This window comes from Pseudomonas sp. EA_65y_Pfl2_P78 (assembly GCF_963970495.1).
Taxonomy (GTDB): domain Bacteria; phylum Pseudomonadota; class Gammaproteobacteria; order Pseudomonadales; family Pseudomonadaceae; genus Aquipseudomonas; species Aquipseudomonas baetica_A.
In genome coordinates, this window is sequence record NZ_CAXAON010000021.1 from 45,911 (window position 1) to 68,709 (window position 22,799).

The following is a 22,799-nucleotide window of genomic DNA, read 5'->3' on the forward strand; positions in this document are numbered from 1 at the left end:
CACGCTCCCACAGTTGTTTTGGTATGCGGGGATTGGCCAATCCATTGGCGTCAAAAAAATCTGTCATCAATGATGGCACTTTGTCATAATGCGGCCCCTTTTCCGCGCCCCATCACGTTACCGTGCCGGGACATACCGTTTTTCAAGAAGGAATATTCAGTGAGAATGATCTCCCGGATGCTGGTCTCAGGCGTTGCAATCGCCGTGCTTGGCACCATCGCCGGCACGCTGGCCGGTTGCGCCACCGAAAGCTCCCGCGCGCTGCCGGTGGCCAAGGTAGAAAGCGCCACTCAAGTCTGGACTGGCGTTCGCGTGCCGATGGCGGTGGGCAAGTTTGATAATCGCTCCAGCTACATGCGCGGGATCTTCTCCGACGGTGTCGACCGTCTCGGCGGTCAGGCCAAGACCATCCTGATCACGCATTTGCAGCAGACCAACCGTTTCTCCGTGCTCGATCGCGACAACATGGGCGAAATCCAGCAGGAAGCCGCGATCAAGGGCCAGGCTCAGCGTCTCAAAGGCGCCGATTATGTGGTCACCGGTGACGTCACCGAATTCGGTCGCAAAGAGATTGGCGACCACCAGTTGTTCGGCATTCTTGGTCGTGGCAAGACCCAGATCGCTTACGCCAAGGTCAACCTCAATATCGTCAACATCAGCACCTCCGAAGTGGTCTATTCGACCCAGGGCGCCGGCGAGTACGCCTTGTCCAACCGCGAAATCATCGGTTTCGGCGGCACCGCTGCTTATGACTCCACCCTCAACGGCAAAGTCCTGGATCTGGCCATGCGCGAGGCGATCAATCGTCTGGTTGATGGCATGAACGCCGGTGCCTGGAAACCGGGCAACTGATTGACGCCCACTGCAAGGAGCAACATCCAATGAATTTGACTTTGTCGCGGTCGCTGATGGCCCTGACGCTGGCCGCCAGCGCTCTGCTGGCCGGTTGCAGCAGCCCGCAAACCCTGTACCAGTGGGAAGGCTACGAACCCCAGGTCTACGAGTACTTCAAGAGCGAAACACCGAAAGAAGCCCAGGCAGAAGCACTGGAAGCCGATTTGCAGAAGATCCGTTCCACGGGTAAGGCCGTGCCACCGGGATACCACGCGCACCTCGGTCTGCTGTACCTGAGCATGGGCAAAGACGATCAGATGGTGCAGCAGTTCCGTACCGAAAAGACCCTGTTCCCAGAGTCCGGCACGTACATGGATTTCCTGCTTAAAAACGCCAAGACCGGAGATGCGAAATGATCCCGCGTGCGGTGAAGCTGCTGGTGGGCGTGCTGGCGCTGAGCATGCTTGGTGGCTGTGTAAAACCCAAGACCGTGGATTATTCGGCGTACAAACAAGCGCGCCCGAAGAGCATTCTGGTGCTGCCGCCGCTGAACACCTCGCCGGACGTCAAGGCGTCGTACAGCCTGTTGTCGCAAGTGACGTTCCCGCTGGCGGAAGCCGGTTACTACGTACTGCCGATCGCGCTGGTTGATGAGACGTTCCGTCAGAACGGCCTGACCACGCCAGACGATATCCATCAGGCACCGCCCAACAAGCTCAAGGAAATCTTTGGTGCGGATGCGGCGCTGTACATCACCGTGACCGAGTACGGTACGCGTTACATGGTGATCAGCAGCGAAACCGCAGTCACTGCGACGGCGAAACTGGTCGACTTGAAATCCGGCATCACACTGTGGACCGGCTCCGCTCGGGCGTCGAGCGAAGAGGGCAACAATAACGGCGGCGGTGGCCTGATCGGCATGCTGATCACGGCGGCAGTGAAGCAGATCATCAACAGCTCGACCGATGCTGGTTACCCGATTGCCGGTGTGGCGAGCAATCGTCTGTTGTCAGCCGGGCACCCGGCAGGCCTGCTGTACGGACCACGCTCGCCGAAATACGGCACGGATTAACCGCGAACGTCAAAAGATCGCAGCTTGCGGCAACGCCTTGGGATGACTTTTCCAAGCCACTGCCGCAGGCTGCGATTTTTTTTGCCCGGACATTTCTCGAGCCACCCCGGTCACGACTTGCCATCAAGAGCCTGCATCTTGGGGCCGAAGGCGATATTCTGCGCCACGGTTCATGCGCCACGGCAGCGTTGCCAGCAATGAAGGAGCTTTGGAGTGACCGAAAAGAAACTGGAAACCACGGTCGACCGCGTCTACCAAGGGGTTTACGAGGCGATCTGCAAGCGCTCACTGCGTCCGGGAATGAAACTGGGCGAGGCCTCGCTCGCGCAATTATTTAATGTCAGCCGCACCTCAGTGCGGGCCGCGCTCAAGCAATTGGAAGCCGAGGGCCTGGTGACCACCGAACCCAACAAAGGGGCATCGGTGTCGTTGCCCAGCAACGAAGAAATTCGCTCGCTGTTCGAAACCCGCCGTCTGATCGAGATTGGTATTGTCACCGAGCTGTGTCGACGCAAGGACGCTGCGGCGATGCAGGTGCTGCGCGATCACTTGTTGCTGGAAGATCAAGCCCATGAAGCCGGCGACCACGAGCGGTTGATTCATCTGCTTGGTGAGTTCCACCTCAAACTTGCACGCAGCCTGAATAACCCGGTACTGCTCGACTGGTTTCAGAAGCTGATTTCCCGTGCCTCCCTGTACATCGCCGCATTGGACGACGACAGCCACGAAGCCTGCCGCGACAACGAACACCTGCGCCTGATCGAGTACATCGAGGCCGGCGATCAGAGCGCCGCGATCGAGTTGACGTGCGTGCACCTGAACGGTATCGAGAAAGCGATTCTCGACGTTGCCGCCAAGATGAAAACGGGCTATCACCCGCTGAAACATCTGATCGGGGTTTGAACCTGAGCAGGCTATGAAACCGGCTATACCTCTTATGAAACCAATACGACCTGCGATGCTCGAAACACAAGGACGCCGCGTCGTTTGGGCGTAGTGATTGATCGGGCAACCACCACAGGACACCGAGTCAGGCGATGCAGTTTCTATCCGATAGCCACGGTTGTGAAGGTTGGAAAGGCGAAATGGCCGGACGCATTTGCGCGTTCGACTGGCGTCAAACCGAACTGGGGCCGCTGGAGACATGGCCCGCCAGCCTGTGCAGCACCGTGCAAATGATGCTGGCGTCGCCGTTGCCGTTGGTCATGCTCTGGGGCCGTGCTGGCTACATGATCTACAACGACGCCTATTCGACGTTTGCCGGTGGCCGCCATCCATTTTTGTTGGGCTCACCGGTGGAGCTGGGCTGGCCGGAAGTCGCCGAGTTCAACCGCCATGTCGTCGATACCTGTCTGGCCGGTGGCACCTTGTCGTTTCGCAATAAGGACATGGTGCTGCTGCGTGATGGCATTCCCGAAGAAGTCTGCCTGGATTTGTATTACAGCCCTGTCGCCAACGATGAAGGGGTGCCGTCCGGGGTCATGGCGATAGTGGTTGATACCACGGAGTTCATGCGTTCCGAGCGTTTGCGCCAGGCCGCTGAAGACGCTTACCGCGCTGATAATGAGCGGGTGCGTCTGGCGCTCAATGCCGGTGCCTTGCTCGGCTCGTTTGTCTGGGATGTGCGCAATGATGTGTTATCGGCGGATGAGCGTTTCGCTCGGACGTTCTCGTACCCGGCGGATCAGGATCTGACCGATGTGCCTCAGGCGCTCACCGATGCCAGGATTCACCCTGATGACCTGGCCTGGGTGCAGGAGCGGGTCAATCAGGTATTGCAGACCGGTGAGCCGTACAACGCCGAATACCGGGTTTTGCGTCCGGACGGCAGTTATATGTGGGTACTGGCCAGTGGAGCCTGCGAATTCAACGAGCAGGGTGAGCCGTTTCGCTTCCCTGGCGTGTTGATCGATATTCATGAACGCAAGATTGCCGAGGAATCCCTGCTCAAATTCACCCGCAACCTCGAGCAGCGTGTCGCCGATGAAGTCGGTGCGCGACTGGCCGCCGAGGAGCAGTTGCGCCAGTCACAGAAACTGGAATCCATCGGCGGGCTGACCGGCGGCGTCGCTCACGACTTCAATAACCTGTTGCAGGTGATCGCCGGCAATCTGCATTTGCTGGCTCGCCATGAGCCCAATAACGCCAACGTGCAGCGTCGGGTCAGCGCTTCGTTGGCGGCGGTCGAGCGCGGGGCCAAATTGTCTTCGCAATTGCTCGCGTTTGCCCGGCGTCAGCCGTTGTCACCGGCGGTGTGCAACCTGCAGCAGATTTTCGAAGGTGTCGGTGAATTACTCCAGCGGGCGCTGGGCGAAACCATTCAGATTGATGTGCAACTGCCGCAAGCACCGTGGCACATCAATGTCGACCGCAATCAATTGGAAAACGCCATTCTCAATCTGGCCATCAACGCACGGGATGCGATGAAGGGTGAGGGCACCATTGTGCTCAGTGCGTCCAACGTTGCTCTCGATGGCGAGTTCTGTGTCGGTAAGGGCATCACCCCCGGTGACTTTGTCCGGGTCGCGGTCAGCGACATGGGGCCCGGCATCCCGCCACAGATGCTGGAGCAAGTGTTCGAGCCGTTTTTTACCACCAAGGCTGACGGTCAGGGCACGGGGCTGGGCCTGAGCATGGTTTTCGGTTTCGTCAAACAGAGTGGCGGGCATGTCGAGATCGACAGTACGCCAGGTGAGGGGACATGCGTGCAGTTGTACTTTGCGCGCAGCCTGCGACCGATCCGCGAAGAAGCGCCGAACATCGAAAGTCAGCTGAGGGGTGGTCACGAGACGATTCTGGTGGTCGAGGATAACGAGGCTGTGCGCGCTTCGGCGGTCGAGTTGCTGCGCGAGGAAGGTTATCGCGTGCTGACCGCCGGCAATGGCGACGTGGCGATGCAGATGTTGCTCGAAGGCTGCGACGTGGACTTGATTTTCACTGACGTGGTCATGCCGGGGCTGATCAAAAGCTCCGATCTGTTTGCCTGGTCCAAGGTGCAGACGCCACCGGTCGCGGTGTTGTTCGCCTCGGGGCATACCCGCGACATCATTTCGCGCAATCACCAATTGAGCCCCGACACGCATTTGCTCAGCAAGCCTTACAGCCCGGACGCATTGTTGCAGATGATTCGTGACGTGCTCAGTGGCTGAGCTTGAACATTCCATTACCAAGGCAGGCAGATGACTTCCAAGCGTACCTCCAAGGCAACCACCGGCATGGTTCGGGTGCGCGGTGCCCGTGAACACAATCTGAAGAACGTTGACGTCGACATTCCCCGCGATGCCTTGGTGGTGTTCACCGGAGTATCGGGGTCGGGCAAGTCATCGCTGGCGTTCTCGACGTTGTATGCCGAAGCCCAGCGGCGTTATTTCGAATCAGTGGCGCCGTATGCGCGGCGCCTGATCGATCAGGTCGGCGTGCCGGATGTCGACTCCATCGAAGGCCTACCACCTGCCGTGGCGCTGCAACAACAACGCGGTACACCGAGCACGCGTTCATCGGTGGGCAGCGTCACCACGTTGTCGAGCCTGATCCGTATGCTGTATTCGCGTGCCGGCAGTTATCCGCCGGGGCAGGCGATGCTGTATGCCGAGGATTTTTCGCCCAATACGCCACAGGGCGCGTGCCCCGAGTGTCATGGGCTCGGCCGGGTGTATGAAGTCACCGAAGCCTTGATGGTGCCTGATCCTGGCCTGACCATTCGCCAGCGCGCGGTGGCTTCCTGGCCCTTGGCGTGGCAAGGCCAGAACCTGCGCGACATCCTCGTGACCCTGGGCATCGACGTCGATATCCCGTGGCGCAAACTGCCGAAAAAGCAGCGCGACTGGATTCTGTTTACCGAACAGACCCCAACCGTTCCGGTGTACGCCGGGCTGACCCCGGAAGAAACCCGGTTCGCCCTCAAGCACAAGAAAGAGCCGAGTTACCAAGGCACGTTCACCGGCGCCCGGCGCTACATTCTGCACACATTTACCCACTCGCAAAGTGCGCTGATGAAGAAGCGTGTTTCGCAGTTTATGCTCGGCAGTCCTTGTCCTCTGTGTGAGGGCAAACGCCTCAAGCGCGAGGCGTTGTCGGTGACGTTCGCCGGGTATGACATCGGCGAGTTGTCGCAGATGCCGTTGTTGAAGGTGGCCGAGGTGCTGAAACCGGTGGCGGCAGCCAGCTATCTGGATCGCGCTGAAGAGCGCGGCGAAACCCTGAGCCATGCGCAGACTCGCGAGGCCCGTCAGCAGCGTGTAGCCCACGGCGCCAGCGGACACACTAGCGCGCCGGATGTGCGGCACACCCCGAACCTGTCCCTGGAAAAACGCCTGGCAGCGCAGCGTATTGCCGAGGACTTGCTCGAGCGGGTCAGTACCCTGACCGATTTGGGCCTCGGTTATCTGGCGCTGGAGCGCAGCACGCCGACCTTGTCGTCCGGGGAGTTGCAGCGCCTTAGACTGGCCACGCAACTGGGCTCGCAATTGTTCGGCGTGATTTACGTGCTCGACGAACCGTCCGCCGGTTTGCACCCGGCGGACGGCGAGGCCTTGTTCGAAGCCTTGCAGCGCTTGAAAGCCGAGGGCAACACGCTGTTTGTGGTCGAGCATGATCTGGAAACCATGCGCCGAGCCGACTGGTTGATTGACGTCGGGCCGGCGGCGGGAGAGCAGGGTGGTCAAGTGTTGTACAGCGGCCCGCCGGCGGGGTTGGCCGCCATTGAGCAGTCGCAGACGCGCGCCTATCTGTTTGCCCAAGCGCAAGGGCAGACGCGGACGGCGCGCAAGCCGACAGCGTGGCTGAAACTCGACGGTATCACCCGCAACAACCTGACCAATCTCAGCGCCGAGTTTCCCTTGGGTTGCTTCACTTCGGTGACGGGCGTGTCCGGTTCCGGAAAATCGAGTCTGGTCAGTCAGGCGTTGCTGGAACTGGTCGGCGCGCAACTGGGGCGGCCGACGGTTGATCACGAGTCGGAAGCACTCACCCTCGAAGACGACGCACCGCAGGTCAGCGGCGGACACGTCAGCGCCGGACTGGATTCGATCAAGCGACTGGTGCAAGTCGATCAGAAACCCATCGGTCGCACGCCACGCTCCAATCTGGCGACCTACACCGGGTTATTCGACAACGTGCGCAAGCTGTTCGCCGCGACACCCCAGGCGCGGGCGGCGGGTTATGACGCCGGGCAGTTTTCCTTCAACGTCGCCAAGGGTCGTTGCGCGACGTGCGAGGGGGAAGGCTTTGTCAGTGTCGAATTGCTGTTCATGCCCAGCGTGTATGCACCGTGCCCGACCTGTCATGGCGCACGGTACAACCCGCAGACGCTGGCGATAATGTGGCAAGGCTTGAGCATCGCTCAGGTGTTGCAACTGACTGTCGACGAGGCGGTGAGCGTGTTCATCGAGCAACCGGGCATTCGGCGTTCACTGGAGGTGCTGCGCGACATCGGCCTGGGTTATTTGCGCCTGGGGCAGCCAGCCACGGAACTGTCCGGCGGTGAGGCGCAGCGGATCAAACTGGCCACCGAGTTGCAGCGTAACCAGCGTGGCGCCACCTTGTATGTGCTGGATGAACCGACCACCGGATTGCACCCGCGCGATGTCGATCGGTTGCTGGAGCAGTTGGATGCGCTGGTGACGGCGGGGCACACGGTGATCGTGGTCGAACATGAAATGCGCGTGGTCGCGCAGAGCGACTGGGTGATCGACATCGGCCCGGGGGCGGGTGATCTGGGCGGCAAGATTGTTGCGGCGGGTACGCCGCAGAAAGTCGCGGCGAGCAAGAAGAGCCGGACTGCGCCATTCCTTGCCCGCGCCATGAGTCGTTAAATGTATCGTCTCCAATGGCCTCATCGCTTCAGGCCACCGGCCACAGTTTTTTGAGCGACAGGCGATTGAGGGCGCGCAACGAGCAAAGGCTTTATCGCAATAGCGACAGGGCGACGAACGGGCGCCGCTGGTCTGACAGGTGGTCGACAGAAGCGTTCAACCAAGGCCATTCTGATAACGGGTCAGCGCAATCGGTCGCGCTGGCCTCCCGATCAACTGATGGAGGTGTTCCATGCCGGTTCCCCATGACCTGTTTCAGGACTTGAGTTGCACGAAGGAAGAGATCCAGCAAAAACGCACCCAGGATCCACGACTGGATTCACTGATCAACAAGTATTCCCAGGCTGATGCCGATGTGGTCAAGGCCGAAACGGCCACCTCGGATGCCCCCAGCGACGATGAACTGAAAAAACTCAAAGAGAAGCGCCTGAAGGTCAAGGACGAGATCGTCAGCCATTTGCAGCCCCCGTCCTGATCCGCCGACCTACGGTTGTAGATTGACTGGAACGACAACCACGCCCGGCACCTCGAATGTTCAGAGTCCGAATTCATCGACTCCTTGCGAGGTGCCCCATGACCGATCCCACAGGTTTGTGGTTATCGAATGATTTTCGATGTTTCACAAACCGCGTGGGAGCAGGCTTGCCAGCGATAGCGTCAGTCAGTCCAGTGCCTTTAATGCGGGCTCATTTGAGCGCATCTGCCAAGGGCAAACGCGCCATATGCGAAGCCTTCAACGACCCGAAATACAACCACGGCCCATACTCGCGCGCCGTCGTTATCGGTGAGTAATTACCGCTGCTGGCATCCTGCAGATTGGCAATCACCTTGCCGTCCAGATCCAGCCCCAGCACAAACCCGCGCTTTTCCACCGGTTTGGGCAACACGGTCAGCGCTCGCACGATCATCTTGCGTACGAGCGGATACCCGGCAGTGCCATCGAGCAAGGGATTGCGCGGTGCGTACAGCGCCACCCAAAACCGGTCGCTGCCGTTGAAGGCGAGGTTGTCCGGCAGCCCCGGCAAATTGTCGATGAACAGGTCATGGGTGCCGGCCTTGGGCCCGGTCAGCCAGTAGCGGCTGATGCGGTAAGCGCCGGTTTCGTTGACCAATACATAGGCGTCATCTGGGCCGAGGGTCACGCCGTTGGCGAACTCCAGTTTGTCCAGCAGTACGCTGGTTTTGCCGGTCTGAAAGTCATAGCGCAACAGACGTCCGTCACCGCCATGCTCGATAATCGCCTCGCCGTCATGGCCATAACCCCAACGGCTGGAGGCATCACTGAAGTAGGCGTAATGCCCGGATTGGTCGATGGCCACATCGTCGGTGAAACCGAACGCCAGGCCATTGGCGGCTGTCGCCAGGGCAATCAAGCGCCCTTGTGCATCGAGCGAGAGCAAACCTTTGACGCCGTCGGCAATCACCAGCAAACCGTTGGGATGTCGGGCCAGACCCAAGGGACGTCCGCCGGTATCTGCGAGCACTTGGCGTTCCTGACCGTCGAGACTGCTGCGAATCAGCCGACCGTCATGCAATCCAGTGATCAAAAAGTCACCTTCCAGCAGCAGCGCCTCTGGCCCTTCGATGTCACTCGGGCCAACCTGTGCAACGCCTTTGAGTTTTTGGTTTTCGGCGTAGATTCCGTTGGTCAGCGATGGCGCGGCCTGTGGTTTCCAGGCAACCGGCTCAACCCGGGTGGGCATCAGCAACAAAAACGCGAAAACGAGAATGATCAGCAGCATCAACCCATGTCCCAACTTCATGCGCTTGCCCTCGCCGATGCAATGTATTGCGTGGCCATGTCGCGTAACGCGAGCATCGACGCAGCCGACTCGCGACCAATACGGCGTTTGAGCAGCAACTGATTGGCGATGCGCATGCCCAGCCCCTCGAAGCGATACTCCAGGGTGCGCACAAACCGTGTGCCGCTGCCTTCGGTCGAGCATTCGTAAGTGAGCAACAATGACAACCCGTGATCACCGTGCGCCTGCGCACACCAGCGCCGACCGGGCAGATACTCCGTGACTTCCCAGCTCAAGTGACCTGGCCGCCCACCCGCATGAATATCCTCCTCGAAGTGCGAACCCGCATGCAGGGGGCCCTGTGGGCCGTTGATTTTCAGCGAAGACGGGTGCCACTCTGGCCAGCGGCTGACGCTGGCAGCGTAGGCCAGCACGGCAATCGGTTCACCGGCGATATCGATCGGGTGTTGCAGGCGCGTCATGGGCATTCTCGAATGGCTCAAAGGGGCGGTTTCCGGCTCCCAGTAAAGGGTGCCGAACAAGTAGTCCATCAAGGGCAAGACAATGTTGAAGTTGCATTCCTGCATGCGCTCGCGGCGGTGATGCAATTCGTGCAGGCGACGCATCTGGCGGATCCACGGCAGCCGGGTCAACGGATTGTCCGGCGGCAGATGCTCGCAGGCGTGAAACACCTCGTAGGCAAGATAACCGAACACCATGCAGCCGCCGAACAGCCCGGCAACGTTGACATTGGCCTGCACGAGCAGCCACCACCCCGGCAGGGTGATGAACAGCGTGTGAATGACGATCAGCCAGGCCGGGAACAGAATCACCCGCCAGTCGCGGGCACTGTCGTAGGTCATGTGGCCGGGGGTGAAGAAACTGTGATGATCGCCCGCATGTCGGGCGTAGAACATTTTCGCGAAGGCTTTTTTATGGTGGCCGAGATGGCGATGCACGCTGTACACGCCGAAATTGAAGAACAGCAGGGTCAGCGGCACGGTCAGCCATTGCAGCGGTTGCACCTGCTGCACATTGCTCCAGAACATGCCGATGGCCAGTACGCCGAACAGCAGCACGAAGGCGCCATGCAACCACGGGTTGTAAAGCGGATGGATCGCCGCACGGTAGCGACTGCGAAATGCCTCGGTGGTCTGCCTCACTGCGTCACCTGCGGGGATCGTTGTCATACCCGGCAGATTAGCCGATCCGCTCGTTTATGCAGGCCAGACCTTGGGGCACATGCGCCATGATCGGCTGTAAAGCGGCCGCCTCAGCTCAGTGGGTTCCAGCGTTGCGACCAGTCGTCATCGTTGCGAATCACTTCGCGCAGCAGATTGAAGGCTTGTTGCAGCGTCGCCGAGTCGCGATCGCGCGAGTACACCAGATAGGTCGGGTAACCGAATTCAGGGGCTTTGGTCACCGGCTCCAGGGCGCCGCTCTCCAGGTAGGTGCGCACGACGCGAGTGCGGAAGTAGCCGCTGCCACCGTGTTCGAGGATGTATTGCAGGGCCAGAGGGCCGAGGTTGAAACTCAGCGCGGCTTTGGCTTTTTCCGGCAGAGCGGCATCGTGCTGGCGGCGAAAATCCGGGCCCCAGTCGATGTAGACGTAGGGATCCGGGCGATCAGGCGCGCGCACCAGGATCAGCTTTTCTTCCAGCACCTGCTCGACCTGCAACCCCGGCCAGTATTCGGGCTGATAGACCAGCGCCGCGTCGAGCACACCGAGTTCAAGTTGGCGCAGCAGGTTTTCGCCGTCGCGGATTTCCATGCGCAACGCATGCCCGGGAATTTTCTCGCGCAGTTCGGCAGCCCAACTGAGCATCAACGGATTGCACAGGCTGACTTCTCCGCCGATGTGCAGCACGTTGTGATAACCCTCGGGCAGCGGCAAGTCGCGGCGCGCGGCCTCCCAGGTCTGCACCAGTTGATTGGCGTAGACCACAAAGGCCTCGCCGTTGGGCGTCAGTTTCGCCCCGGCCCGATTGCGCACGAACAGGGTGCTGCCCAACTGGCTCTCGAGTTTCTGCACCCTGGCGGTGATTGCCGTTTGTGTGACGAACAGCTTCTGCGCCGCCGCGGCGAGGCTGCCGTGGCGGACGATTTCCAGAAAGGTGCGGGCGAGGTCGATGTCCATGGGCGGGCCAGTGTTTGAGGTGGGCGCATTGTATGTGCAGCCTCTACACTGCGTCATCGTTCAATCGCCATTAGGGTCGCGGCCACGGTTTGATATCTGTGAGCGCTCGCTTGCCGGCGATGAGGCCGTGGCGGGCGGTGACGATCAGTCCGTCAGCTCAACTTCACGCCCCCGTGCCCAATCCGCGATCAGCCGCGCCGGCGTGCCACACGCCTTGCGCTTGTAAACAAAATGGGCGCATTTCTCGGCGAAACCACTGCGGTTGTAGAGCATGTCTTCCTGCATCTCCTGCAGCTCGCTTTCACGGCATTGCTGGATCAGCACCTGATCAACCCGGGCCTTGCGTTCACGCACAGCGGCATAGGCCGGGTCGCTCAAAACGCTGTTGGCCCGTTGTAGCAGCCACAGCGAAAACTCATCCGGGCAACGCGGGCCGATCTCCTGAACCATACCCAGTTGCAGGGCCTGGTGGGCACTGACCGGCAGGCAGGCTTGAGTCAGTTGCTCGGCCATCGCCGGGCCAACGGCGCGGGGCAGGCTGTAAGTCCAGTATTCGGAGCCGTACAACCCCATGCTTTTGTAATGCGGATTGAGCACGATATCGGCCCGGGCAAAGACGATATCGGCCGTCAACGCGAGCATCACGCCACCGGCGCCAGCACTGCCCGTTACGCCGCTGACCACCAGTTGCCGCGCCGTCAGTAATTGCTCACAGACATCATCGATTGCCTGAATATTCGCCCAGGCTTCAGCCCCCGGATCCTGCGCGGCCTGAATCACGTTCAAATGCACACCGTTGGAAAAACTCCCGCGTCCGCCCTTGATCAATAACACCTGAGTGTCGCGGGACTTGGCCCAGCGCAGCGCTTGGACCAAGCGTTGGCATTGCTCGGTGCTCATGGCACCGTTGTAGAACTCGAAGGTCAGTTCGCCGACATGCCCGGATTCGCGGTACCGAATCGGTTGATAGGCCGCGTCGCTGAATGGCTGGGTGGCAATCGAGCTGTCGAGCGTCGGCACATCGGCCAATTGCCCGGCCAGCACATGCCGCGCCGGTTGCTTGAAGGTTTCTTCGCCAGGCTGCGGTTTGCGTCGCAGCGAGCCGATCCACAGGCTCTGATCGCCGGTCGCGACCAGCACGGCATCGTCCTGCACGGCGAGGATTTCGCCGGGCAGGCCCGTGCGCGAATCCAGGTGCGCGTCGTACACGTAATACTGACCTCCCGCCAGGCTTGCCAGTACGCCGGGCTGGCCGTCCGCCGCGTCGATGCAGCGCTTGATGAAGCGCGCGCAGTCGTGCCAGTTGAAGCTTCGGTCGATCTGTTTCATGTTCGGCTGCAAACGCCCACGCACTTTGGGGTCGGTGTAATCCAGCGGCACTGGCGCATAACCTTCGACGAATTTTTCGATTACCTCGCGAATGCAACGAATCGCCGCATCGCTGACCCGACCGTTGTACAGCTCGGACTTGCGCAAGCCCGACGGCAGATTGAATTCGCAGGTCGCCCAGACCGGGCCGGCGTCCATCTCTTCAACCGCTTGCAACGCGGTCACGCCCCAGCTCGACAGCTCATGGGTGATCGCCCAGTCCAGCGCACTGGCGCCACGATCGCCGACGATGCCCGGATGAATGATCACCACCGGACGTTCGGTGTTACGCCAAAGCGCTGGCGGCACGCGGTCCTTGAGGAACGGACAGATCACCAGATCCGCGCCGCTGCGTTCGATCTGTTCACACACCGAAGCGTCGTCGGTAAACACCACGACGCTGGGCGAATGTCCGGCCTGACGCAGTTCCAGCCAGGCGCGTTGAGTCAAACCGTTGAATGCCGACGACAGCAGAATGATGTTGAGTGGTCGCATGAGAGTTCTTCCTTGAATGGGATCAGCCGCAGGCTCCCGGTGAGCCTTCCCTGGCCTTCGATGGAGCCGGAAGATTAATCAGTCTCGCCCGTGCGCCAGTGATCGAGGTCAACGTTCTGTCAGCCAATCTTTTGCGAGGCGACGAAGCGTCTTCTTTTTACGGGTCTTGGCACTACCGGCCTCCCATTCGTGAGCCTGGCGCGCTGCATTCGATGTCTTGCGTACCGCCGATCCTTAGCATCCGCATGTCATCGAACAAATGGGCGCAAGTCTGGTCCTGCTGTGCGATCCGACTTTGCGTTGGTTGCCGTGCAACCGTCTGCTGCAGAGCCTCAATGCGGCGTCGAGCAGTCGTGGATTTATCAGCGGCAGTTTGAGTGTGCTCGGTATTGTGCTGCTGGCCGGGTTGCTCGGGCCGCGTTACGGCGGGTTGCCGGATGCAGGGGAGTTGGTGACCGATACTGCTGAACGACGTGATTTCACTTTGGACGATGGCAGTGCGTTGACCGGGGCGGTGATTGAGCGTAACGAAATCCTCAGCAGCGGCGGCTCGAGGATCTAAGGTTCGGACGCGATTGCCGGGCCCATCCCTATACCCGTGAGTTGCTGGCGGCATCCTTCGCTACGCCAGATTCGGCCTTTATACGCGGCGACAGACTTTTATCCCTGGTATAGATCCGGTACATTCCGCGCCCTAGCCAATACAAGGAAGTAGACGATGGCAAAACCAGCCGCTCGACTCAGCGATCTCAATGCCTGTCCGGTGACCGGTCACGGTACCAACCCAAGCACCAGCGGTTCGCCCAACGTGAATATCAACGGCATGCCGGTGCTGCGTGTCGGAGACACAACGGCGTGCGGTGATTCGGTCACCGAAGGAATCGGCAACATCCTGATCAATGGCCAACCCATTGCGTTTCTCGGCAGTGGCACCGCCCATGGCGGTATGATCATCACCGGCTCTGGCGACGTGTTCGTGGGCACTCAAGTCGGCGCCGCACCCTTCACTCCTATCGTGACTGTGCCCAAACACAGCGAACGCTTCCAACTGGTTGATGAAACCACCGGCGAGGCGATTCCCGATATGCTCTATTGCATCGAAACCGGAGACGGCCAACGCCTTGTCGGCCACACTGACAACCACGGCAACGCCGTACGCGTGTTCACTGCCGATCCGACCTCCATTGTCGTGCAATGGGGTAAGGAAGCCGCCGCCCACCTGGATGCTCTGGGTATCGCTTACTAAGGAAGGTTTTACGTGGCAACTCCAAAAAAAAATCAGGGTCAGACGAACGATCAGCACGCGACGACGCAAGTGAAGGGGACTCTGGCGCAGGACTATGTGACGGTAGTGGGAGCGTCCTACCTGGGTTTTATCGCGAATATTCGTGGCCAGCGGGGCAACATGATGAACTTCATCAACCAGGGCATACGTCAGCTCAAAAGCTATCCACCGTCTACGCCGAGTTACTCTATTCAACGGGCATTTCTGATCTTCAAGGATGAGTACGACCCAAATCTGTTGGCTGAAGTCAAAAAGATCGTGACCGAGGGTTATGGTGCCGAGTATCGCGAGTACGATTCAATTTCGCAGTTGGTTGATTTTGTCGCGAGTCGAAAACGCAGAAGTCGGGAAATCAAGCAAATGGATTTCTTTTCCCACGGCGTTGTAGGCAGCATAGAACTGGGGTACGAGCTGGACAAACGTGACAGCTACCGATTACGTGATGCCCAGGCTCGCATGTTTACGCCTGACGCGTTCGCCTATGGCGCGAAGATCTATTCCTACGCATGCCGAACCGGATTAGGGATCAACGCGAGCGTGAAAGTAGCGGAAAATGAAGACCCGCACTTTGAACTCAGTCTGGCGCAAATAATGGCTGATGCCACCGGAACAACCGTGTGGGCATTTCCTCGGCGCAGTTTGTATGACCAGACCTATGGAACCAACGAAGATCGTGCCGCGGTGGAGCAGGCACCGACCAAGCAGGAAGCGGACAAGGCCGCCAGCCGTGCCTACCGCAAGAATCTCAGTGATTACCAGCGTCGGTTGACAGCCCATCGCACCACCAGCAAAGATCCCGCCGCTCAGTTGCCGAATGAGCGGGCGCCTGTGCCGCCTGTCAAAACATTGAGCGAGAAAGATGCCGCGCTGTTGAAACAAGCTCAAGGACGGGAACATTACAACGACACACTCGGATATCCCCTGGACGCTGAAGGGGCTGTCCATGGCGTACGATCTGGCAATACACCGGATGGCGTTCCCAAAAAGCTGTGCGAATACAAACCAGCCAAATGACCTCAACTATAAAAAAAACAACGGTTTTTCGTGCGATCGGGCTATTGGCCGTCGCGGTTTTGATGGGTCTATATCTCGTTGGCAAGGAAGACGAAATGTCCTCGAAAGTAATGATGTATTACGGCATCTGGAGTCCAGACGATAATCGTTTCGACGCCACTCGCTGGTTTACAAGCGGAATGTACAGCCGCCGTCTCATGGGAACCCCGGCCCAAGCAAGCGCCGAAAGCATGCTGCGCAATAAACCTCTGCCGGTTACGGCGAACATGAACGATGACCTCGTCGCCATCGCAGGGGTGGCGCTTGAGTATGACTTTCCCCAGGTCAATACCGACTCGCTTATCAACGACCCACCGGATCTGACTGGGCGTGTCAGGTACTGGATCAGCAAGTTCGACAAGCCGGACAAGCCAGTCGATCTCTATAACCTGTTCCTGAATCTGGGAAATCAACGGTTTGTCATCACCTTCAGCCGAGATGCGCAAACGGGAGAGCTGATCGATAAAAACAGTGCAAAACTGATTTATCCGAACCAAGAATCCGATGCGCATTACGTGCGGATATTCAAGGAACTGGACGAGACTCAGAGCCTGCGCCGTTAAGGGCTGGTAGTTGAATGTGAACACTGCGTTCATTCGTTACAGTGCTTTCGCAGCACCGGATCAGCCGTAGGATTATTACAATATCTACTTGAAGTATCAGGGGGAGCGGTATGTCATCACCTTCGCGCGTGATGCGCAAACCGGTGAAATCCTCCCCGGAGGCGGCGTCCAGTTGATGTACCCCGACAGTGGGCCCCAGGTCGCTGATCGGCAGGTCTTCAAGGCGCTGGACGCCGCCGGCATCCATTGACCCTGAAACGACAAATCCCGCCACCAAGGCGGGATTTGTTTTTTCCGAATCGTAGTCTTACGACGGGAACAGTTCGGACAGTTTCATCGCCAGCATCATGTCGCCTTCAGCGCGCAGTTTGCCGCCCATGAATGCTTGCATGCCGTCGGTCGAACCGTCGACGATGCCTTCCAGGGTTTCGCCGTCCATCACCAGAGTGACCTGGGCGTCCGGGTTTTCGCCTTCTTGCAGCTCGCAGGTGCTGTCCTTGACGATCAGCGAGAAGTTCTTGGTCTCGTCGATGCGGAAACCGAAGACCAGGTCCAGACCGGCAGCAGCGGCTGGGTTGAACTTGGCTTTCATTGCTTGTACGGCATCAGCTACGGAGGTCATGGTTCGATCCTTTCTTGGGTAATAAGAGCAGGTTGATTACAGCAAGGTTCACAGTAATCCGGACTCAGCGGAAGGTGATGAGTTCCGGGGCCTTCAACAGTTGCAGGTGTGCATGACTGTTGAAGGAAGCCAAAGCCACCTCGCGACCGCGGAATTTCAGCAGGTTGAGCGAGGTGTTGACGATTTGCCAGTTCAATTCAAAGGCCTGTTTCGCAGGCATTTGCGTAATGAGGTGGAGCAGTGCGGTGATGGTGCCGCCGGAGGTGAACACGGCGATTTTCTGATTTTTTTCAGCTTGTTCGAGGATTCGGTGCAATCCGGCCTGAACCCGTTCGACAAAGCCCAGCCAGCTCTCCAGCCCCGGCGGGTCGTAAGTGCCGGCCAGCCACCGCTCAATGATCAAGGCGAAAATGCGCTGGAACTCGCCGCGGTTTTGCGCGGCATTGCGCAGGATGTCGAGCGCTTCCGGTTCGTCCGGCAACATGGCCGGGAGCAGGGCGCGGATCACGGCGTCGGCGTCGAATTCGTTGAAGGCACAATCGGTTTCCAGCATCGGTACCGACAGGCCTTGCGCGGTGAATTGTTCCAGCGCGCTGGTGGCCGTGTGCTGTTGGCGACGCAGGTCACCCGCGAGGCAGCGGTCAAAGCGGATACCCAGTTCAGCGAGGTGCTGGCCGAGGACTTCTGCCTGGCGCACGCCGGTCGGTGACAGGACGTCATAGTCGTCTGCACCAAAGGAGGCCTGGCCATGTCGAATCAAATAGATACTGCCCACGTCCGCGTCATCCCGGTACGTTGAAGGTTTGGCGAGGTTATGAGGATGATGGGGTGCTGTCAATGAAAAAACATACGCTTGTTTGAAATGCCCGTTACAGGCGTGTTGCCAGAGGTTTCACGGCTGGTCGAGGAGCCGGCGCATGGGTATGCTGGCGCCATCCCGCGTGTGTTTCACGTCCGCGCATTGTTTTAAGGAGTCTCTGTGGAGTTTTTCACCGAATACGCCAGTTTCCTGGCCAAGACCGTCACGCTGGTGATCGCCATTCTGGTAGTGCTCGCCAGTTTTGCCGCGTTGCGCAGCAAGGGGCGGCGCAAGTCGGCAGGTCAGTTGCAGGTCAGCAAGCTCAATGATTTCTATAAAGGCCTGCGTGAGCGCCTTGAGCAAACGCTGCTCGACAAGGATCAACTCAAGGCTTTGCGCAAGGGTGAGGCCAAGTCCGAGAAAAGCGAGAAGAAGCAGAAGAAAAAGCCCGAAGCCAAACCACGGGTGTTCGTGCTGGATTTCGACGGCGATATCAAGGCTTCGGCCACCGAAAGCCTGCGTCATGAAATCACCGCGCTGCTGACACTCGCCACACCCAAGGACGAAGTCGTCCTGCGTTTGGAAAGCGGTGGCGGCATGGTCCACAGCTACGGTCTGGCCTCCTCGCAACTGGCCCGTATTCGTGAAGCCGGCGTGCCGTTGACCGTGTGTATCGACAAGGTCGCGGCCAGCGGCGGCTACATGATGGCGTGCATCGGCGACAAGATCATCAGTGCGCCGTTCGCCATCCTTGGCTCCATTGGCGTGGTCGCGCAGTTGCCCAACGTCAACCGCTTGCTGAAAAAGCACGATATCGACTTTGAAGTGCTGACCGCCGGTGAGTACAAACGCACCCTGACCGTGTTCGGCGAAAACACCGAGAAGGGCCGCGAGAAGTTTCAGGAAGACCTGGACATCACCCATCAGTTGTTCAAGAACTTTGTCGCTCGCTATCGTCCGCAACTGGCGATCGATGAAGTGGCCACAGGTGAAGTCTGGCTTGGTGTTGCAGCGCTGGACAAGCAACTGGTTGATGAACTCAAGACCAGCGACGAATACCTTGCGCAGAAGGCCAGACAGGCCGAGGTCTACCACCTGCACTACGCCGAGCGTAAAAGCCTGCAAGAGCGTATCGGCATGGCGGCCAGCGGTTCGGTGGATCGCGTGCTGTTGAGCTGGTGGAGTCGTCTGACCCAGCAACGTTTCTGGTAAAACAGTCGCGCATAAAAAAACGCCGGTCATTGACCGGCGTTTTTGTGTCCGCGGCAAACCCGCAGGTTTAGCGACGACGGAATAGCGGCAGGGGTTCGTCAGTGGCCGCCTGATAGGTCACCGAAAAATCCTTGAGGCCTTCAAGCGCTTCGTACGGGTCTTTGTCCGGGCGTATGGCAAAGGCGTCGAAACCGCAGCGGTGCATGTAGAACAACTGGTCACGCAACACATCGCCAATTGCCCGCAGTTCGCCTTTGAAACCGTAACGGTCACGCAGCAGGCGTGCGTTGGAGTAGTTGCGCCCGTCGGTGAACGCCGGGAAGTTAAGCGCGATCACCTGGAACTCGGCCACGTCAGGACCTATTTCCTCGGCCTCTTCGTCGGCATCAAGCCATACACCCAGGCCGCCGTCGCGTGCCTTGAGCATGCGGCTGTGTTCGCGCCACAGTTGCAGTGGAACGATCAGATCGTCGCAGTTGCTGATCTCGTCGATGTTGAAGTCCTTCGGCAACAGGTGCCAGGTTTCGTCGACGACTTCGTTGTTCTTAATGATTCGCTGCATAGACGCGTTCCTTGAAGAGGTCGATGCCAATACGCTGATAGGTGTCGATGAAGCGCTCGTCTTCGGTACGTTGTTCAACGTAAACGTCGATCAGCTTCGAGATGACGTCAGGCATGGCTTCCTGAGCGAAGGACGGGCCGAGGATCTTGCCCAGGCTCGCATCCCGGCTTGCGCTGCCGCCGAGGGAAACCTGATAGAACTCCTCACCTTTCTTGTCCACCCCGAGGATGCCGATGTGGCCGACGTGGTGGTGACCGCAGGCGTTCATGCAGCCGGAGATGTTCAGGTCCAGTTCACCGATGTCGAACAGGTAATCGAGGTCGTCGAAACGGCGCTGGATCGATTCGGCAATCGGGATCGACTTGGCGTTGGCCAGCGAGCAGAAATCACCGCCAGGGCAGCAAATGATGTCGGTCAGCAGGCCGATGTTCGGCGTGGCGAAACCACCTTCACGCAGCTCGCCCCACAGGGTGAACAACTGGCTCTGCTCGACGTCGGCAAGAATGATGTTCTGCTCGTGGGAGGTGCGCAGTTGACCGAAGCTGTAGCGCTCGGCCAGATCGGCGACGGCATCGAGTTGCTTGTCGGTGATATCGCCCGGGGCAACGCCGGTCGGTTTCAGCGACAGGGTCACGGCCACATAACCCGGCTTTTTGTGCGCGAGGGTGTTGCGGGTGCGCCAGCGAGCGAACCCGGGGTGTTCTTTGTCCAGCGCGGCCAGTTCGGCAGACTGGTTGTCCAGCGCCTTGTAGTCCGGGTCAACGAAGTGCTTGGCGACGCGATGCAGTTCGGCTTCGGTCAGCGTAGTCTGGCCACCGCGCAGGTGTTCCATTTCGGCATCGACTTTCTGCGCAAATACTTCAGGGGTCAGCGCTTTGACGAGGATCTTGATCCGCGCCTTGTATTTGTTGTCGCGACGGCCGTAACGGTTGTAGACCCGCAGGATGGCGTCGAGGTAGCTCAACAGGTCCTGCCAGGGCAGAAACTCATTGATGAACGCGCCGACGACCGGCGTACGACCGAGGCCGCCACCGACCAGCACGCGAAAGCCCAGTTCGCCAGCTTCGTTGTGCACTGGCTCCAGGCCAATGTCATGCACTTCAATGGCTGCGCGGTCAGCGGTCGAACCGTTGACGGCGATCTTGAATTTGCGTGGCAGGTAAGCGAATTCAGGGTGGAACGTGGTCCACTGACGCACGATCTCGCACCACGGGCGCGGGTCGATCACTTCGTCGGCAGCGACGCCGGCAAACTGGTCGGTGGTGACGTTGCGCAGGCAGTTGCCGCTGGTCTGGATCGCGTGCATCTGCACCGTGGCCAGTTCCGCCAGGATGTCCGGGATATCTTCAACCGCCGGCCAGTTGAACTGCACGTTCTGTCGTGTGCTGATGTGGGCGTAGCCCTTGTCGTAGTCGCGGGCAATCCTGGCCATCATGCGGGTCTGACGCGAAGTCAGTTGGCCGTAAGGCACTGCCACTCGCAACATCGGCGCGAAACGCTGGATGTAGAGGCCATTTTGCAGGCGCAGGGGACGGAATTCTTCCTCGCTCAGCTCACCTGCCAGATAGCGTCGGGTCTGATCACGGAACTGCTTGACGCGGTCCTCGATGATCCGCTGATCGTACTCGTCGTATACGTACATATAAGTCCTGTTCTCAGGCTTGGGCTACTCGGAAAACGCTGGGTTTTCGCTTGCTGGAGTCCGAGGTTGCCTCTGCAATTCTGCGCGCACGGCCGCGCACTCTCTAACGGAGCCGGGGCAATATACCCGTTTGCAGTTATGCGCAAAAGTGATGTTTGAGTATATGTAAAGAACCAAATCGCCTAACGAGAATGGCTGTCAACTAACCCACATTTGTCGTGCGGACAATCATCGTCTTAACTGTGGTCGAGTCTTTCTGCAATCACCGATAAAACCGACAAGAGGCGATGCAATGAGCAACCCAACCAAAGCAAGGAAAAGCGATAGCAGTGTCGATGCTTGGGCGATTGTGTTCCTGATCATTCTGGTCGTAGGAACGGCGGTATTCTGGGTCAGTCATCAGTAAGCGACCCCTCCGGGCCCGTGTCCGACGATTGTCGGACAAAAAACGGAATCAGGCGCCAGCAGCCGGTTTTCGAAGGCTATAATCGCGGCTGTTTTTCCTTGGGCCCGGCTGTTTCATGTTCAGGTTTTTTCACATCAGCTTTCTATTGTTTGGCGCGGTTTTCGCGTCCAGCGCGCGGGCGGAGTCCGTGCTGTTTCTCAATCCCGGCTCGACCGAGGAAACGTTCTGGGTCAGTTATTCGCAATTCATGCAGGCAGCCGCCCGGGATCTTGGCATTGATCTGCGCATTCTCTATTCCCTGCGTCGACCCGAACTGACACTCGCTCAGGCGCGTCTTGCGTTGCAGGGGCCGAATCGTCCCGATTACCTGATGTTCGTCAACGAGCAATACGTGGCGCCACAGATCCTGCGTCTGGCTCAAGACAGTGGCGTGAAGTTGTTCATCGTTAACGCTGCACTGACCCCCGACCAGCAAGCTCTGGTCGGCGAGCGCACGGATCGGGTCGGCAACCTGGTGCCGAACGATGAGGAGGGCGGCTACCTGATGATGAAGGCGTTGATTCGAATGCATCGGCCCGTGAGCGGGGGTGAGGAGATCGAATTGCTGGCGTTCTCCGGTTTGAAAATCACGCCGTCGGCGCAGTTGCGTGAGCACGGCATGCAGCGCGCACTGGCCGAACATCCGCAAGTACGTTTGCGCCAACGTGTCTACAGCGGCTGGACGCAGCAGCGCGCCTATGAACAGGCCAAACAGTTGTTCGCGCGCTATCCGAAGGTGTCACTGGTGTGGTCGGCCAACGATGAAATGGCCTTTGGCGCGATGCGCGCGTTTTCCGAGACCGGCAAAATCCCGGGGCAAGACGCCTTGTTCAGTGCGGTCAATACGTCACCGGCGGCGCTGCAGGCTCTGGTCGATGGGCGCTTGAGCGTGCTGTTGGGCGGACACTTCACTTTGGGCGGCTGGGCGCTGGTGGAACTGCATGACCACGAGCAGGGCGTGGATCTGGATCAGCATGGCGGCCGCGATCGTCAGGTGCCTTTGCTGCAACTGATCGATAAGGCTCATGCCCGGCGAATGCTGGCCATGGGAAGTTCGCCTGACTACGGCGTGAGATTTCGCAAACTCTCGGCCAAAGGGCGGCCAGCCTCGTACCGCTACCCGTTCACTTTCCAGGCCTTGATGCACTGAAGCAC

General features: G+C 59.1%; 21 protein-coding genes. 13 read left to right on the plus strand and 8 right to left on the minus strand.

From position 1 onward, the window contains the following. Window positions 1-165: 165 nt before the first annotated feature. The 7 genes from AACY02_RS16765 (at window position 166) to AACY02_RS16795 (ending at window position 8,194) form a co-directional block, all read left to right on the plus strand. On the plus strand, window positions 166-852 hold the full coding sequence (locus tag AACY02_RS16765; RefSeq protein WP_221732772.1) for a CsgG/HfaB family protein: 687 nt from the start codon (window positions 166-168) through the stop codon (window positions 850-852). 29 nt (window positions 853-881) lie between these two features. Continuing rightward, complete coding sequence (locus tag AACY02_RS16770) at window positions 882-1,250, plus strand: DUF4810 domain-containing protein (protein WP_339432907.1); 369 nt, start codon at window positions 882-884, stop codon at window positions 1,248-1,250. Then, on the plus strand, window positions 1,247-1,906 hold the full coding sequence (locus AACY02_RS16775; RefSeq protein ID WP_339432908.1) for a DUF799 domain-containing protein: 660 nt from the start codon (window positions 1,247-1,249) through the stop codon (window positions 1,904-1,906). The genes AACY02_RS16770 and AACY02_RS16775 overlap by 4 nt, the downstream gene beginning before the upstream one ends. A gap of 213 nt (window positions 1,907-2,119) precedes the next feature. After that, complete coding sequence (locus AACY02_RS16780) at window positions 2,120-2,809, plus strand: GntR family transcriptional regulator (RefSeq protein WP_221732756.1); 690 nt, start codon at window positions 2,120-2,122, stop codon at window positions 2,807-2,809. Window positions 2,810-2,943: 134 nt separating this feature from the next. Next, window positions 2,944-5,055 carry a hybrid sensor histidine kinase/response regulator gene (locus AACY02_RS16785; protein WP_339432909.1) on the plus strand — a complete coding sequence of 704 codons (2,112 nt, stop codon included), beginning with the start codon at window positions 2,944-2,946 and terminating at the stop codon, window positions 5,053-5,055. Window positions 5,056-5,085: 30 nt separating this feature from the next. Continuing rightward, window positions 5,086-7,719, plus strand: a complete 2,634-nt coding sequence (locus AACY02_RS16790) for an excinuclease ABC subunit UvrA (protein WP_339432910.1) — start codon at window positions 5,086-5,088, stop codon at window positions 7,717-7,719. A gap of 232 nt (window positions 7,720-7,951) precedes the next feature. Further along, entirely contained in the window at window positions 7,952-8,194 is a 243-nt protein-coding gene (locus tag AACY02_RS16795; protein ID WP_221732752.1) for a DUF465 domain-containing protein, read from the plus strand. Between the two features lie 211 nt (window positions 8,195-8,405). Here AACY02_RS16795 and AACY02_RS16800 read toward each other — a convergent pair whose 3' ends face one another. The 4 genes from AACY02_RS16800 to AACY02_RS16815 form a co-directional block, all read right to left on the minus strand. After that, window positions 8,406-9,482 carry an SMP-30/gluconolactonase/LRE family protein gene (locus tag AACY02_RS16800; RefSeq protein WP_339432911.1) on the minus strand — a complete coding sequence of 359 codons (1,077 nt, stop codon included), beginning with the start codon at window positions 9,480-9,482 and terminating at the stop codon, window positions 8,406-8,408. Then, window positions 9,479-10,624 (minus strand): sterol desaturase/SRPBCC family protein, encoded by a 1,146-nt coding sequence (locus AACY02_RS16805; protein WP_339432912.1) that lies wholly within the window; start codon window positions 10,622-10,624, stop codon window positions 9,479-9,481. Before AACY02_RS16805 ends, AACY02_RS16800 begins: the two co-directional genes overlap by 4 nt. 110 nt (window positions 10,625-10,734) lie before the next feature. After that, window positions 10,735-11,598: a LysR family transcriptional regulator gene (locus AACY02_RS16810; protein ID WP_339432913.1), complete on the minus strand. Its 864-nt coding sequence runs from the start codon at window positions 11,596-11,598 to the stop codon at window positions 10,735-10,737. 144 nt (window positions 11,599-11,742) lie between these two features. Next, window positions 11,743-13,461, minus strand: a complete 1,719-nt coding sequence (locus AACY02_RS16815; protein ID WP_339432914.1) for a hydrogenase maturation protein — start codon at window positions 13,459-13,461, stop codon at window positions 11,743-11,745. A gap of 259 nt (window positions 13,462-13,720) precedes the next feature. Here AACY02_RS16815 and AACY02_RS16820 point away from each other — a divergent pair, with 259 nt between their 5' ends. From AACY02_RS16820 to AACY02_RS16835, 4 genes are all read left to right on the plus strand, one after another. After that, window positions 13,721-14,023, plus strand: a complete 303-nt coding sequence (locus AACY02_RS16820; RefSeq protein ID WP_339432915.1) for a hypothetical protein — start codon at window positions 13,721-13,723, stop codon at window positions 14,021-14,023. A gap of 156 nt (window positions 14,024-14,179) precedes the next feature. Then, window positions 14,180-14,707, plus strand: a complete 528-nt coding sequence (locus AACY02_RS16825) for a PAAR domain-containing protein (protein WP_339432916.1) — start codon at window positions 14,180-14,182, stop codon at window positions 14,705-14,707. Between the two features lie 12 nt (window positions 14,708-14,719). After that, on the plus strand, window positions 14,720-15,760 hold the full coding sequence (locus tag AACY02_RS16830; RefSeq protein WP_339432917.1) for a hypothetical protein: 1,041 nt from the start codon (window positions 14,720-14,722) through the stop codon (window positions 15,758-15,760). 95 nt (window positions 15,761-15,855) lie between these two features. Beyond that, on the plus strand, window positions 15,856-16,362 hold the full coding sequence (locus tag AACY02_RS16835; protein ID WP_339432918.1) for a hypothetical protein: 507 nt from the start codon (window positions 15,856-15,858) through the stop codon (window positions 16,360-16,362). A gap of 307 nt (window positions 16,363-16,669) precedes the next feature. Here AACY02_RS16835 and AACY02_RS16840 read toward each other — a convergent pair whose 3' ends face one another. Further along, a complete protein-coding gene (locus AACY02_RS16840; RefSeq protein WP_103302367.1) occupies window positions 16,670-16,984 on the minus strand; it encodes an SCP2 sterol-binding domain-containing protein in 315 nt (104 codons plus the stop codon). Between the two features lie 64 nt (window positions 16,985-17,048). Beyond that, window positions 17,049-17,759, minus strand: a complete 711-nt coding sequence (locus AACY02_RS16845; protein ID WP_339432919.1) for a histidine phosphatase family protein — start codon at window positions 17,757-17,759, stop codon at window positions 17,049-17,051. Between the two features lie 204 nt (window positions 17,760-17,963). Between AACY02_RS16845 and sohB the strand changes: the two genes are divergently transcribed. Beyond that, the gene (sohB, locus tag AACY02_RS16850; protein ID WP_339432920.1) at window positions 17,964-18,995 is read left to right on the plus strand and encodes a protease SohB; all 1,032 of its coding nucleotides are present in this window, start codon (window positions 17,964-17,966) and stop codon (window positions 18,993-18,995) included. Window positions 18,996-19,062: 67 nt separating this feature from the next. Here the strand turns inward: sohB and AACY02_RS16855 are convergent, their stop codons facing one another. Together AACY02_RS16855 and AACY02_RS16860 are read right to left on the minus strand one after the other, a co-directional pair. Beyond that, complete coding sequence (locus AACY02_RS16855; RefSeq protein WP_339432921.1) at window positions 19,063-19,557, minus strand: DUF934 domain-containing protein; 495 nt, start codon at window positions 19,555-19,557, stop codon at window positions 19,063-19,065. Beyond that, complete coding sequence (locus tag AACY02_RS16860) at window positions 19,541-21,199, minus strand: nitrite/sulfite reductase (RefSeq protein ID WP_339432922.1); 1,659 nt, start codon at window positions 21,197-21,199, stop codon at window positions 19,541-19,543. Before AACY02_RS16860 ends, AACY02_RS16855 begins: the two co-directional genes overlap by 17 nt. Before the next feature lie 521 nt (window positions 21,200-21,720). Here AACY02_RS16860 and AACY02_RS16865 point away from each other — a divergent pair. Further along, window positions 21,721-22,794: an ABC transporter substrate-binding protein gene (locus AACY02_RS16865; protein WP_339432923.1), complete on the plus strand. Its 1,074-nt coding sequence runs from the start codon at window positions 21,721-21,723 to the stop codon at window positions 22,792-22,794. The last annotated feature ends 5 nt before the right edge of the window (window positions 22,795-22,799 follow it).

What these genes read in the sequence shown, in the direction of transcription:
- AACY02_RS16820 (WP_339432915.1), top strand. Translation starts at nt 13,721, where the DNA reads ATGGGCGCAAGTCTGGTCCTGCTGTGCGATCCGACTTTGCGTTGGTTG.
- AACY02_RS16795 (WP_221732752.1), top strand. Translation starts at nt 7,952, where the DNA reads ATGCCGGTTCCCCATGACCTGTTTCAGGACTTGAGTTGCACGAAGGAA.
- AACY02_RS16790 (WP_339432910.1), top strand. Translation starts at nt 5,086, where the DNA reads ATGACTTCCAAGCGTACCTCCAAGGCAACCACCGGCATGGTTCGGGTG.
- AACY02_RS16825 (WP_339432916.1), top strand. Translation starts at nt 14,180, where the DNA reads ATGGCAAAACCAGCCGCTCGACTCAGCGATCTCAATGCCTGTCCGGTG.
- AACY02_RS16800 (WP_339432911.1), bottom strand. Translation starts at nt 9,482, where the DNA reads ATGAAGTTGGGACATGGGTTGATGCTGCTGATCATTCTCGTTTTCGCG.
- AACY02_RS16840 (WP_103302367.1), bottom strand. Translation starts at nt 16,984, where the DNA reads ATGACCTCCGTAGCTGATGCCGTACAAGCAATGAAAGCCAAGTTCAAC.
- AACY02_RS16765 (WP_221732772.1), top strand. Translation starts at nt 166, where the DNA reads ATGATCTCCCGGATGCTGGTCTCAGGCGTTGCAATCGCCGTGCTTGGC.
- AACY02_RS16815 (WP_339432914.1), bottom strand. Translation starts at nt 13,461, where the DNA reads ATGCGACCACTCAACATCATTCTGCTGTCGTCGGCATTCAACGGTTTG.
- AACY02_RS16860 (WP_339432922.1), bottom strand. Translation starts at nt 21,199, where the DNA reads ATGTACGTATACGACGAGTACGATCAGCGGATCATCGAGGACCGCGTC.
- AACY02_RS16785 (WP_339432909.1), top strand. Translation starts at nt 2,944, where the DNA reads ATGCAGTTTCTATCCGATAGCCACGGTTGTGAAGGTTGGAAAGGCGAA.
- AACY02_RS16865 (WP_339432923.1), top strand. Translation starts at nt 21,721, where the DNA reads ATGTTCAGGTTTTTTCACATCAGCTTTCTATTGTTTGGCGCGGTTTTC.
- AACY02_RS16835 (WP_339432918.1), top strand. Translation starts at nt 15,856, where the DNA reads ATGTCCTCGAAAGTAATGATGTATTACGGCATCTGGAGTCCAGACGAT.
- AACY02_RS16855 (WP_339432921.1), bottom strand. Translation starts at nt 19,557, where the DNA reads ATGCAGCGAATCATTAAGAACAACGAAGTCGTCGACGAAACCTGGCAC.
- AACY02_RS16775 (WP_339432908.1), top strand. Translation starts at nt 1,247, where the DNA reads ATGATCCCGCGTGCGGTGAAGCTGCTGGTGGGCGTGCTGGCGCTGAGC.
- AACY02_RS16770 (WP_339432907.1), top strand. Translation starts at nt 882, where the DNA reads ATGAATTTGACTTTGTCGCGGTCGCTGATGGCCCTGACGCTGGCCGCC.
- AACY02_RS16810 (WP_339432913.1), bottom strand. Translation starts at nt 11,598, where the DNA reads ATGGACATCGACCTCGCCCGCACCTTTCTGGAAATCGTCCGCCACGGC.